At 34.1% G+C, this 15,364-nt stretch carries 4 protein-coding genes; all 4 read left to right on the top strand.

The annotated features are described in order from the left end of the window. Positions 1–105: 105 nt before the first annotated feature. The 4 genes from MHL31_RS09955 (at position 106) to MHL31_RS09940 (ending at position 15,314) form a co-directional block, all read left to right on the top strand. Positions 106–6,279 carry a gliding motility-associated C-terminal domain-containing protein gene (locus MHL31_RS09955; RefSeq protein WP_240228886.1) on the top strand — a complete coding sequence of 2,058 codons (6,174 nt, stop codon included), beginning with the start codon at positions 106–108 and terminating at the stop codon, positions 6,277–6,279. A 67-nt stretch (positions 6,280–6,346) separates the two neighbouring features. Beyond that, positions 6,347–7,249, top strand: a complete 903-nt coding sequence (locus tag MHL31_RS09950; RefSeq protein WP_240225804.1) for a type IX secretion system membrane protein PorP/SprF — start codon at positions 6,347–6,349, stop codon at positions 7,247–7,249. 17 nt (positions 7,250–7,266) lie between these two features. Beyond that, entirely contained in the window at positions 7,267–8,865 is a 1,599-nt protein-coding gene (locus MHL31_RS09945) for an OmpA family protein (RefSeq protein WP_240225803.1), read from the top strand. 377 nt (positions 8,866–9,242) lie between these two features. Continuing rightward, on the top strand, positions 9,243–15,314 hold the full coding sequence (locus MHL31_RS09940) for an HYR domain-containing protein (protein ID WP_240225802.1): 6,072 nt from the start codon (positions 9,243–9,245) through the stop codon (positions 15,312–15,314). Positions 15,315–15,364 lie beyond the last annotated feature (50 nt).

Here is a 15,364-nt window from a genome sequence, read left to right as displayed (position 1 = left end):
ACAATTGATGTTTTAATAGATAATATAGTTGCAACAGGAGTAGGAAATGACGATGTCGATAGTGATGCTGATGGTTCAGTTGAACCAGAATCTGTAAGTTTAGTAATGCCAGTACCTTCAATAACGGTAACAGATGTTTCTATTGATAGTGATGGAGATGTAATTGGTTTTACAGTTCCTGGTGAAGGTACATGGAGTGTTCATCCAATTTCTGGTGAAATTACTTTTACACCACTTTCAACATTTAATGATGATCCAACAGTAATTGAATATACAATAAAAGACAATGATGGAAATAAATCGAACAATGCAACAGTAACAATTGATTATGTTCCAGTAGCAACAGATGATTATAGTACACCAGGAAATGTGCCTTTAACTTCAGTTAGTGTTAATGTATCAGATAATGATTTAGATGGAGATATTGTTGATCCTTCAACGATAGATTTAGATCCATCTAGCCCATTAACAAATGAAACTATATTAGTTGTTTCAGGAGAAGGAACTTGGGAAATTACTGCATCAGGTGTTGTAACATTTACACCTGAATCGATAGCAAATGGTGATGCAGCTGATTATACGTTAGATCCAACACCAATTCCTTATACAATTAAAGATGACGAAGGAAACACGTCTAATGAAGCATTTATACATGTAGATTATGCACCAATAGCAACAGATGATGTTGATAATAATGGTAATGAAGGTTATCCTGCAAATGAAACAGTTACAGTTGATGTATTGGATAATGATACAACAGGAGATACTTATGACCCTACAACGGTTAGTTTAGTAGATCCAGGTACAGCAATAAATATTGTTACAGATGCCAATGGAGATATTACAAGTTATGAAATTCCAGGAGAAGGAACTTGGAATGTAGACTTAGTAACAGGTGAAATTACTTTTGACCCTGAAGATGGATTTATTTTAAGTCCAACTCCAATAACATATAATGTTGAGGATGATGAAGGAAATCAATCTAATGATGCATTAGTAACTATTATATATATAGCGCAAGCAGATATTCAGGTTGTAAAAACAGATAATTCTGATACGTATACACCAGGTTTACCACTTGTTTATACGATAACGGTTACAAACAATGGACCAGCGGATGCTGCAGGCGTTATTGTAAATGATGATATTATTTCGAATTTAGAAGCTGTTACAACTTGGACTGGAAATGGTTCTTCAGGCTCAGGAGATATAGTAGATACTATTACAACATTAAATTCAGGAGATACTGTAACATATACGGTAACAATAAATGTTCCTAGTGGTTATACTGGAGATATTGTAAATACAGCAAGTGCTGCTTTACCAGAATCAAATGGGTTTAATGAGCCAGTAGATCCAGATCCTAGTAATAATAGTTCAACAGATGTTGATGAGATGTATGCACAAGCTGCTTTAGTAGTAGAAAAAAGGGTAGATAATGCTACACCAGAAGTTGGTTCGGAAGTTACTTTTACCATTACAGTTACTAATGAAGGTCCAAGTGATGCTACTAATATTGATGTATTAGATGTATTACCTACAGGTTATACGTTATCACCAGATCCAAATCCAATAACTGTAAGTCAAGGAGATTATCATCCAAGTGGACCAACTACAGGTCTTTGGGATTTAGGAGATTTAGTTGATGGAAGTGTTGCAACCTTAACAATTAGAGCTGTTGTTAATGAAAGTGGAATTTATACAAATACTGCCGAAGTTGTATATGCAGATCAAGATGATCCAAATTCAATACATGGAAATAATGATCCAGAAGAAGATGATCAAGATGAAGCAACAACAACGCCACTAGGTGTTACAGATTTAGTAACAACTAAAACTGTAGATAATAGTAATCCTAATGAAGGCGATATCGTTAAATATACGATTACAGTGGTTAATAATGGACCAAGTGTTGCTACAGGAGTAAGTTTAATTGATAATCTACCAGCAGGTCTTGAGTATGTAACTCATGTAGCTACGGGAGGTTCAGTAAATACTTATGCTGATATTGCCGGAAATATGACTTGGACAATTGGAATAATTGATATTGGAGAGTCAGCAACCTTAACTTTAGATGCACTTGTTACTGCACAAGGAACATTTGATCAAACACCAATAACTAATATTATTGATAATCCTGCTTCAGGAGATCAATTAGATCCAACAACAGATGGAGATGATTTAGAAGAGGAAATTGTAGTAACTAGTTCAGATTTAGTAACAATAAAAACGGTAAGTAATCCAAATCCAGTAGAAGGAGAGACCATTACTTACTCAATAGCAGTTACTAATTATGGACCAAGTATTGCAACAAATGTGAGTCTTGTAGATCTATTACCAGCAGGTGTTACCTATGTGGGAGATAATCAGTCAGGTGCGTACAATAGTGGTGACGGAAACTGGATGGTTGGAAGTATTGATGTTGGTAAAACGGTAACTTTAAATATTGTAGCCACAGTTGATGAAGATACCTCAGGACAAAGAATAACTAATGTAACAACTGCAGCATCAGGTGATCAAACAGACCCAGATACAACAACTGAAGGGTTCCCTGAAGATGATTTAGACGCTGATATTGATGTTGAGAATTATGCTGATGTAGTGTTAACTAAAGTAGTAGACAATGCAACACCAAATGCTGGCGATACAGTAACCTATACAGTAACAGTTAGAAACAACGGACCTGCAAAAGTTACAGGTTTACTTGTAACTGATGCTTTACCAACAGGTTTAACCTATGCGAATGTTATGCCAAGTGATGGTACTTGGACAGCACCAAATTGGAGTATTGATTTACTAGAATCTGGTGAAGAGGAAACCATAGTTATAGAAGCAATTGTAGGAATGGATCAAGGTGGTCAAACGTTAACAAACATAGTTTCAAATACACAAGACCAAGTAGATTCAGACTTAACAGAAGATGATGATAGAGAAACAATTGTAGTAACAAGTTCAGACTTAGTAACAGTAAAAACCGTAAGTGATCCAACTCCAAGCGAAGGAGATGTAATTACTTATACTATAGCAGTTACTAATAACGGACCAAGTGATGCTACAGGGGTGAGTTTAACAGATTTATTACCAGCAGGAGTTACTTATGTAAGCGATGATCAAGGAGACGCTTTTAATAGTGGATCAGGAATATGGACAATAGGAGCTATAGCAAACGGTGTAACAGCAACCTTGAATATTACTGCAACAGTAGATGTAGATACTGCAGGAACTTTTATTACAAATGCTACCACTGCAGCAACAGGAGATCAAACAGACCCATCAACAGCAGGAGATGAATTAGAAGCTACTATTGAAGTTGAGAATTATGCAGATATTGTCTTGACTAAGGTTGTAGATAATGCGACACCAAATGTTGGAGATATTGTAACATATGTTATTACAGTTACTAATAATGGGCCTGCAAAAGTTACTAACTTAGTTGTAACAGATGCTTTACCAACAGGTTTAACATATGTACCAAATGGAGCTATGCCAAGTGATGGAACATGGACTGCACCAAATTGGAATGTAGATTTATTAGAGTCTGGAGAGTTTGAAACGTTAGTTATAGAAGCTCTAGTAGGAATGGATCAAGGTGGAATGACATTGACAAACATCGTGTCAAATACACAAGACCAAGTAGATTCAAACTTAACAGAAGATGATGATAACGAAACAATTGTAGTAACAAGTTCAGACTTAGTAACAGTAAAAACGGTAAGTGATCCAACTCCAAATGAAGGAGATACCATTACTTATAGTATAGCAGTTACAAATAACGGACCAAGTGATGCTACAGGTGTAAGTTTAGTAGATTTATTACCAGCAGGAGTTACTTATGTAAGTGATAATCAATCTGGAGGCTATAACTCTGGAGATGGAAACTGGAATATTGGAACTATTGCAAATGGAGCAACAGCAACCTTAAATATTACAGCAACCGTTGCTATTGATACTGCAGGAGAAACTATAACAAATATAACTACAGCAGCAACAGGAGATCAATCAGATCCAACAACAGAAGGAGATGATTTAGATGCAATAATAATTGTAGAAAACCATGCAGATATAGTATTGACTAAGGTTGTAGATAATGCTACACCAAATGCAGGAGATACAGTAACTTACACTGTTACGGTTAGAAATAACGGTCCAGCAAAAGTTACCAATTTAGTAGTAACCGATGCTTTACCAGCAGGTTTAACCTATGCGAATGTTATGCCAAGTGATGGAACGTGGAACGCACCAAATTGGAAAGTTGATTTACTAGAATCTGGAGAAGAAGAAACTATAGTTATAGAAGCAATTGTAGGAATGGATCAAGGTGGAATGACATTAATAAACACAGTGTCTAATACCCAAGACCAAATAGATTCAAACTTAACAGAAGATGATGCTAACGCAACAATTGTAGTTACAAGTTCAGATTTAGCAACTGTAAAAACAGTAAGTAATGCTACTCCAAATGAGGGCGATACAATTACTTATACTATTGCAGTTACAAATAACGGACCAAGTGCTGCCACAGGTGTAAGTTTAATAGATAATTTACCAGTAGGAGTTACTTATGTAAGTAATTCAACAGCATCAGGAACATATAATTATGGATCAGGATTGTGGACAATTGGAGAATTAGCAAATGGAGCAACAGCAACATTAAACATAACAGCAACAGTTAATGATGGAACATTAGGACAAACAATTACAAACACAACACGTGCAGTAATTGCAGACCAATCAGATTCAGATACTACAAATAATGTAGGAAGTGTTTCAATTGTACCAACAGCTTATATAGATTTAAGTTTAACTAAAACGGTTGTAGATGATGTGGTTAATCCTGAAGTAGGAGATATGATTTCATTTGAAATTAGAGTAAACAATGATGGTCCAACAGAAGCAACTGGAGTTCAAGTTACAGACTTAATTCCATCAGGATATGATTTTGTTAATTATAGTCAATCAATAGGAATTTACGATCCAATAACAGGAATCTGGGATATTAGTTTTATTGAAGTAGGAAATACTGCAGTATTAATAGTAGATGTAATAGTTATGGAAAGTGGTGATTATCTTAACATTGCAGAAATAACAGCAGCCAATGAAATAGATGTAGATTCTACGCCAAATAATGGTGATGTAAATGAAGATGATTATGATAGTGCATCGGTACCTCCATATCAAGAATTAGATTTAAAAGTTGAAAAAACTGTAATGGCAAATAATATTGAACCATTAGTTGGAGATGTAGTTTCTTTTGAAATTAGATTGATTAATGGTGGTACTATAGATGGAACAGAAGTAGTTGTTACAGATTTATTACCTACAGGTTATACTTATGTAACTCACGGATTATCTAAAGGAGTATATGATTATGAAACTGGAAAATGGATAGTTGGAACAATCTTAAATGGAGAAACAGAAACATTGTTTGTTGATGCAATAGTAAATGCAGCAGGAGATTATTTAAACTGTGCTGAAATTACTGAAATGCATCAAATAGATACTGATTTATCAAATAACACAAGTTGTATCGCAACCGATCCAATTAAAGTTATTGATTTAGAGTTAACAAAAGAAGTTGATTTATCTCTTGGTAATCAAGGTCCAGTTAGTACAACGGGTGTATTACAACCATATGCTGAAACAAATGTAGACTTTACAATTACGGTAAGTAATAATGGTCCAAGTGATGCAACTGGTGTGCAAGTAGTTGATTTATTACCAACAGGATATAATTTTGTTAGTGTTAATGTTTCTACAGGAAGTTACGATGATGGTTCAGGAGTTTGGACTTTAGGAACTGTATTAAACGGTGCTTCAGAAACAATGGTAATTACAGCTTACGTTAATCCATTAGGAGATTGGTTAAACGTTGCAGAAATAACTGCAGCAAACGAGCTTGACATAGACTCTACACCTAATAATGATGATATTTTTGAAGATGATATGGATCAAATAGCTACAGAGCCAATAATTCCATTAACTATACCAGAAGGGTTTACACCAAATGGAGATGGAGTGAATGACGTATTCGAGATTGAGTACTTAGAGGTATTGTATCCGAACTTCTCTATGGAAATTGTAAATAGATATGGTAATAAAGTATATGAGTACAAACATGATGGAAATCCATATCAAACACCAGAATGGTGGGATGGATATTCAACAGGAAGATGGAACTTTACTAACGATCAACTTCCTACAGGTACATATTTCTATACCATTTATTTTAATAATGATGAAAGAAAACCTCAAACAGGTTGGATCTATTTAAGAAAATAAAAACACTAATTTAGGAAAGAGCGTTTATTAGATCGCTCTTTCCTTCCATATTTTTTAAACCATGTTTATGAAAAAATTTAGATTAATTTTAGGGGTTTTAGCCTTAATGTCACTGACAACTGTTTACGGTCAGCAAGACCCTCAATATACACAGTATATGTACAATATGAACATTTTAAATCCTGCTTATGCTGGATCCAAAGGTGTTCCAAGTATAGGCATATTAGGAAGGACACAGTGGGTAGGAGTAGAAGGAGCACCACAAACTTTTACTTTAGCAGCACACGCACCAATAGGGCGTGCAGTAGGATTAGGATTATCAGTAATACACGATGAAATAGGTCCTGTAAAAGAAGACAATATTTATGCAGATTTTTCCTATACAATTTTCACATCAAGTACAGGTCGCTTAGCCTTTGGATTAAAAGCCGGAGTTACCTTTATGGATGTACGGGAATTGCTAATGATAGATCCAGATCCATTAAATATACCAGTTCACGAAACCTCACCAAATTTTGGAGCCGGAGTTTATTATTATACCGATAAGTTTTATGCAGGATTATCTGTACCGAACTTTTTAGAAACACGTCATTTAGAAAAAGACGGAGGAATTGTAAGTACCGCATCAGAGAAGATGCACTATTTCTTAACCTCAGGATATGTATTTGATATAGCAGATAATCTAAAATTAAAACCATCAACAATGATAAAAGCAACAGAAGGTGCTCCATTATCAGTAGATTTATCGTTAAACTTATTAATAGATGAGAGAGTTGAATTAGGTTTGTCACATAGATTTGATGATTCAATAAGTGGAATGATCGGTTTTCAAGTAAATAATGACTTTAGATTAGGTTATGCATATGATCATACCATTACAAAGTTTGGCGATTTTAACTCAGGATCTCACGAGATACTGTTATTATTTGACTTTAATAGAAAAAATGTTAAGAGTCCAAGATTCTTTTAATAAAAAACCACAGAAATATGAAAAAAATTACACTGATTGTTCTATTGTTTTGTGCAAGTTATTTACAAGCACAAGAATTTGAATATACCATAAAAAACATTTCTGAGAACACAAAATTAGCAGATTTTGGAGTTGCCTATTATGGAGAAAATGAAGCAGTATTTGCCTCCTCTAGAAAAGATAAATCGATACGCAAAAGGAATTGGTATTACAACCATCAACCTTATCTAGAATTATTTAAAGGAACCATAGGCGAGCAAGGAGAATTAATAGATGTAGAGCGTTTTTCAGAAACAATAAACACAAAGTATCACGAATCTAACGTAGCCTTTACTAAAGATTTAAAAACGGTTTATTTTTCAAGAAATAACTATATAAATAAATCGATAACAAAAGATGAAGAAGGTTGGGTTTTAATCCAGTTATATAAAGCAACAGTAGGTGAAGATGGCGAATGGACCGATATAACCCCTATGCCATTTAATAGCGATAATTACCAAACAGGACACCCATCATTAAACGCAGAAGAAGATAAGTTGTATTTTACTTCAGATATGCCAGGGACATTAGGATCTACAGATATATTTGTAGTAGCTATTAATGAAGATGGTAGTTATGGTACACCACAAAATTTAGGGCCAAATGTAAATACAACAGGCAAAGAGATGTTTCCATTTATAGACGAGCATAATATGCTTTATTATTCGTCAGATGGTTATTTTGAAGGGAACGGTGGATTAGATGTGTATAAGGTTCAAATAAAAGAAGCAGGCGCATTAACAGCGTCAAAAAACTTAGGATATCCAATCAATAGTGCAGGAGATGATTTTTCGTTTGTAAAAAAGCCAGGAGAAAATTGGGGACATTTTTCATCAAATAGAGAAGGTGGAAAAGGCGATGATGATATTTATTATTTTGAAGCAGCTGAAAACGCATTGCCATGTGAGCAGTTAGTATCAGGTCAAGTACGTGAAAAACAATCAGGAGCATTACTACCAGGAGCCTTAGTGACATTATATGATGCAGAAGGAGAAAAACTAGAAAGTGTAATAGCTGATAAGTTTGCAGCATTTAGTTTTAAAGTAGACTGTGAAACAGCCTATAAAGTTGTTGGAACAAAAGAAAGTTACAGCGAAGATAGTGAAGAATTTACCACCACAAACGAACGCGATTTAGAATTAGAGCTAGGCTTAAGTTTAGATTCTAATGAGTTTGTAAATGTAGATGGTAAGCTATTGATAAAAATAGATCCAATTTATTTTGATTTAGACAAATCGTTTATCCGTCCAGATGCCGAGGTAGAATTAACAAAAGTGGTACAAATAATGATAAAATACCCGAACATAAAGATTGCCTCAGGTTCACATACTGATAGTAGAGCGACATATTCATATAATTGGCATTTATCGAATAGACGTGCAAAATCAACTGTAGAATGGATAGTTTCACAAGGTATAGATCCTTCAAGAATTACAGGTCAAGGTTATGGGGAAACACAATTAGTTAATAAGTGTTCCGATGGTGTTAAATGTACAGAAGCAGAACATCAATTAAATAGAAGAACAGAATTTGTGATTTTAAACCCAGAAGCTATTAATCAAACAGTTGAAGAATAAAATAACAAATAGTAAATACTTATTTAACTACAAAATGCCACATATATGTGGCATTTTGTAGTTATAGATGATTGATTTTTTGTGTTTTTGTCCTTAAAAATTACAATATTATTTTCTAACTTGTAATAATAAACCAAAAGGAAAATGCTTTTTTTTGTTTAAAATTCAGTATATTAGTATTTTATATCAATGATTAAGTTACAAGATTATTTACTCTTGATTAAAAAAAAATATTTAAATTTGATAGCTATTAGAAGTGTTAATAATTCAAAATGTTTTTTTAGATTTAATTTCAATTTGATTTATAGACTTCTAGAAATATATAGGTTTAAACTAAATGTTTAAATTTATAAAGATTAAGTCATCTAACAGACAATATGAATCAACAACTACCAACCCCTCATAAGCAAATTATTGCTAAACGCAATAATTTGTTCATTTTACTTTTTTTAAGTTTATTTCTTTTTATAGGATTTAATCAGCAATTAACAGCACAAGCCGTAATTCAAGTTAAGGATGGTTCTCCCACAGCAATTTGTGATGGAGAAAGTACTACTTTAGAGGTAATAATTGATACAGGAGTTGGGCCATATACAGTTGTTTATTCTGATGGTACAACTAATTATATTATTACTGATTATAGTAGTAACCCAGACCCGGAAAGTTTAACATATGGAGGAACTCCTATAGAAGTAACACCTAGTGCTACAACTACTTATTCTTTGGTGAGTGTGTCATTTGAGTTTGGTCTTTTACCAGTAAGTGAAGTAAATGATCTATTTACAGAAACAATTACCGTAAACCCGTTACCAACTGACATTACTGCTACAATAAATTCTGGAGATCCAGTTTGTTATAATACTTCTTTTGAAATTTCTGCAACAGCAACAAATGGTAGTACTTATGAATTATGGGACGAAGCAAATGCATCAAAAATTGCTGATTTACCATATACTATAGCTATAACAGCAGATACAAATTACACTATAAGAGCAATTAGTGCTGAAGGTTGTGAGTCAACAGAACCATTAACAGTTGCGTTAGAAAATACTCCACCAACTTTTACTTCAGATCCTGGTGATCAAATTTTAAATCCAGATGACGAATCTTGTAGTACAACGTTACCAGATTATACATCTAACTTTATTACAGTTTCAGATAATTGCGGCGGGATTGTTACATTAACACAAAATCCAGTTGCAGGTTCTGAAATAGCAGGTCATAATACAGTTCAGCCAGTTGTTATAACAGCTACAGATGAAGCAGGTAACCAAAATACCTATAATTTTAATGTTACTTTAATAGATGATATTAATCCTGAAATCACCTGTGTTGGCGTTGACGATGATCAACTTAATGTTTCAGCAAATAATGGTTGTTCTTATAATCATAGTGATACTGATTGGGATGCAAGTGGTGCCGATAATTGTACTGTATCCTCTGTTGAATATGTTTTAACGGGAGCAACAACGGGAACAGGAACTACATTAGAAGGGGTAACATTTTCACCTGGTACAACAACTGTTACTTGGACGGTGACTGATGAAGCAGGAAATACAGCGACCTGTATTTTCTATGTTACAGTGGCAGACAAAGAACCCCCAAAAGTAACTTGTGAAGAAAATCAAACAGCAACAACTGATCAAGATTCTTGTACTTATACACATAAAGACGATTTTTGGAATGCAACAATAGAAGATAATTGCGGTACGCCAACAGTTTCATATAATTTAACAGGTGCAACTTCTGGAACTAGTACAACTTTAAATGGTGTAACTTTTAATAAAGGAGTAACTAATATTGAAGTTACTGTAACCGATGGAGCAAATAATATTGCAACTTGTAGTTTTACAGTAACTATAAGTGATGAACAAAATCCTACAATAATTAATTTACCTACAAACATTTCAAAAAACAATGATGCAGATGATTGCGGAGCTAAAGTAAGTTGGACTGAACCAACAGCTACCGATAATTGCGACAGCACACCTTCTATTTCCTATGTATCAAGTCCAACTACAGGATTAACTTCAGGAGATACTTTTCCTATTGGAACAACAACAATTACCTATACTGTAATTGATGCTGACGGAAATGAAAATACAGCAAGCTTTGATATTATTGTAACTGATAATCAGGTTCCCGTAATTAATTGTCTAGCGAATATTTCACAAACGGCAACTACTGGAGTTTGTGGTGCCGTAATTAATTATACAGCACCTGTTGGAACAGATAATTGTACTGGAGGAGCTTCAACAGTTCAAACAGCAGGTTTAGCAAGTGGAAGTACATTTCCTATTGGTACAACAACAAATACGTTTGAAGTTACAGATGCTTCTGGAAATAAAAATAGTTGTAGTTTTGATGTAATTATTACAGATAATGAAGTCCCAACCATTGAAGATTTACCTGAAGATATTTTAGTTGATAATACTCCAGGTAGTTGTAGTGCAACTGTAACTTGGACAGCCCCAACTTCAGAAGATAATTGTAGCGTTCAAAGTTTAACATATGCATCAAGTCCAACTGAAGGCTTAACTAATGGTAGTGTTTTTCCGGTTGGAGAAACAATAATTACCTATACAGCAACTGATGCAAGTGGAAATGAATTTCCTGATAGTTTTACAATTACAGTGTTAGATAATGAAATTCCAGAAATTTTAGGATGTCCTTCTAATATCACCAAGTCAAATGATGCAGGAGAATGTACAGCAATAGTATCTTGGACAGAACCTTCTGTAACCGATAATTGTACAAGTACTGGAGATATAGTTTGGACAAAATCGCATACTCCAGGAACAGTTTTTCCTATTGGAACAACAACAGTTACTTATATAGCAACAGATGAAGCTGGAAATAATAGTGAAACTTGCTCTTTTGATGTAACGGTTGAAGATACTGAAAAACCAGTTATTAGTAATTGTCCTTCAACTATTACTCAAGGTACTGATACTGGTGAATGTTCAGCAATAGTAACTTGGACTGAGCCTACAGCAACTGAAAATTGTTCGGGCACTTTAGTTTGGACAAAATCACATACTCCAGGAGACTCTTTTAATGTTGGAACCACCACCGTTACCTATACTGCAACAGACGAAGCAGGTAATATTAGCAATACCTGTAGTTTTGATGTAATTATTTCAGATGACCAAGAACCAGTAATAAGTTGTTTATCACCAACCATATATTTAAACGATTCGGGTATAGCAACCTTAACTGTAAGCGATGTAAATGGTGGTGCAACGGATAATTGTACTGCTGAAGGTGATTTAGTAATAACTTTAAGCAGAACTACTTTTAATTGTACAAATGTTGGAGCTAATCCAGTGGTAATGTCTGTTAAAGATGCTGCAGGAAATATTGCTACGTGTAATGCTACAGTTACAGTAGCAGATGCTATTGCTCCTACATTAACAGCTACTTTAGGTACTGTAGATGCTGATTTAAATGTAGATCCAAGTACTTGTAGTTATGTAGTAAAAGGTTCAGAATTAGATCCAATAGCTATTGACAATTGTACATCGGGTACTACGTTGTCTTATACTGTTACAGGTGCAACAACTTTATCTGGAACAGGATCATTAACTGGTAAAACCCTTTCTAAAGGTGATAATATAATAACATGGACTGCTTCTGATGGTACAAATACTTCAGATCCTTTAATGTTTACTAAAACAGTAATTGATAATGAAGCACCTTCGGTTTTAACCGTTGGAAATCAATACAAAGGAACAGATGCTGATAATTGTTACTATACAGTTAATGGAACAGAGTTTGACGCAACATATTCTGATAATTGTTCTGTTGATTCAGTATCATATACTATTAACGGAGGTACGCCAGTTACAGCAACTACTTTAGCTGGTATACAAATTGAACCAGGAATTAATACCATAGTTTGGACTGTAAGTGATGGGGTAAATTCTAAGTCTAGTACTTTTAGAGTTACTGTTACAGATGATACACCACCTATTATTTCTAATATAGATGATATTCATCAGAATATTAGTGCTGGTTGTGATACGATAGAAATTAATTGGAATGAACCAGATGTTACAGATAATTGCGATAGCACACCACCTTCTATTTCTTATACATCAAGTCCAACTAAAAACTTAGAAAGTGGATCAGAGTTTTCGTTAGGAACTACAAAAATTACCTATACAGCTATTGATGCATCAGGGAATGTTACTAAAATGAGTTTTAATGTTATTGTTGAAGATTTAACTCCTCCGCAATTAACCTGTCCTGCAGGTAGTACAGAGGCAGCTCCTTTTGAAAGAGTAGCAGCTGATGATTTCTGTTTTTATACTGTTTCAGGAACAGAGTTCGACGCAACAACAGCTGATGGTTGTGCTTTAACAGAAGTAACCAACTCGTTTGATAGAACAACAACCTTAGAAGGGAAAGAATTACCAGTAGGAAGTCATGAGATTACTTGGACTGCTGTAGATGAATTTGACAATACAAGTACTTGTACTATTTATATTGAAGTTACAGATACACAAGATCCAACGTTTGATCTTCCATCAGAAATAAATGTAACTAAAAATACAGATCCTGCACAATGTTATTATACCATAACTGATACATCTTTCGATTTAAGAAATGTAGCAGACAATTGCGAAGATCCTACATCTAAATACGTTATTACTAAAAATGGTGTAACAGAGTTTACTGGAACGAATACTTTAGCAGGACTACAATTGGTATCAGATGCCAATCCATATATAATTGTTTGGACTGTTGAAGATATTCACGGGAATTCAGTAGTTGCAGATGCTTATACTATTACTGTATCAGACAACCAAGCACCAACATTTGAATGTTATGGAAACGAAATTAGAAATATACCTTCAACAAGTTGTGAGTATACCATAAGTGGTTCCGAATTTGATCCAACAGATTTACTCGATAATTGTGACGCTACTGAAGATTTAATAATTACTTATACACTTGATGGTGTTTCTGGAGGTACATCAACTACATTAGATGGTAAAGTTTTAGATGCAGGAGTACATACAGTTGTTTGGACTATAGAAGACTCAAAAGGAAATACAGATAGCTGTAGTTTTAATATTACAGTTAAAGATGCTGAAGCACCAACAATATCAACAGTGGCAAATCAAACAAGAATTGCACCTGCTACTAGTTGTAGTTATTTTACAGTTGGAACAGAGTTTGACCCAGTAACAATTACAGATAATTGTACAACATTTACATTAGTAAACAATCAAAACGGTACAGAAACATTGGCAGGATACGAATTTCCTGTTGGAATTACTGTAGTAGTTTGGACAGTTACAGATGCAGGTGGCAATGTTGCAACTATGCAATATCAAGTGGAGGTTATAGATGAAACAGCTCCAGCTTTTGAACTTTTAGAAGATGATAGTTCAACAGTTTCTGTTACCAAATACACGTCTAGTACAGATTGTTATTATACAGTAGTTGGAGATGAATTTGATCCACAAAGTATTACTGATAATTGTACATTGTCTAACAATACAGTTATTAATGATAGAAATAATTATTTATCATTAGCGTATGAGCAATTTCCTATTGGAACAACTGAAGTTTCTTGGACTGTAAAAGATAATTATGGTAATGAAACAGTAAAAACTTTAAGCGTAACAGTAGAAGATAATGTAAAACCTGTTATTACCTGTCCTTCTAGTGCATACACTAGGGTGTACGATAAAAACCAAAGTTATTATGCTGTAGGAAATAATGAATTTAAGCCTGTTGTAACTGATAATTGCGAAATCGATTCTTTTACCTATGTGCTTTCCGGAGCAACAACGGGGTCTGGTACAAATTTAACAAATGAACAACTTAATGAAGGTGTTAATACTATTGTATGGACAGCAACAGATGCATCAGGAAATATTGAAACTTGTACAATTACTGTAAATGTAGTTTCAGATTTATACCCTTCTATTACCTGTGTTGGAGATCAATCAAAAGATACAGATTCAGGTGAATGTGATTATACAGCTGTAGGAACTGAATTTGACGCTACTTCAACCACAGCCGGTGCAACACTAACTAACGATTTTAATAATTCAGCAAGTTTAGCTGGTGAAGTTTTTCCTCAAGGTACAACTTTAGTTACATGGACGGCTTCACAAACAATAGATGGTACATTATATACAAATAATTGCAGTTTTTATGTATTTGTAAATGATAATGAGGCTCCTTCAATTACAGCTCCAGCAGATGTTATAGTAAATACAAATTCTGGTTGTTATGCTAAAAGCGTAAGTTTAGGAACACCTACAACAAGTGATAATTGTGGGGTTTTATATGTTTGGAATAATCAAAGTGATAATACTTATAGTATTGGAACAACTACAGTTACATGGCATGTAGAAGATATTCATGGAAAAAAATCAACTGACACACAGATAGTTACAGTTGTTGATGATGATGCTCCAAACTTTGAATGACCTGGAGATTTTGATGATTCTGGTAATACTGGTGAAATTTGTAGACAAGT

Source organism: Lutibacter sp. A80 (assembly GCF_022429645.1).
In the GTDB taxonomy this organism is placed as follows: domain Bacteria; phylum Bacteroidota; class Bacteroidia; order Flavobacteriales; family Flavobacteriaceae; genus Lutibacter.
Note: the sequence above shows the minus strand (reverse complement) of the source record. Positions and strands in the feature narration are given on the sequence as shown.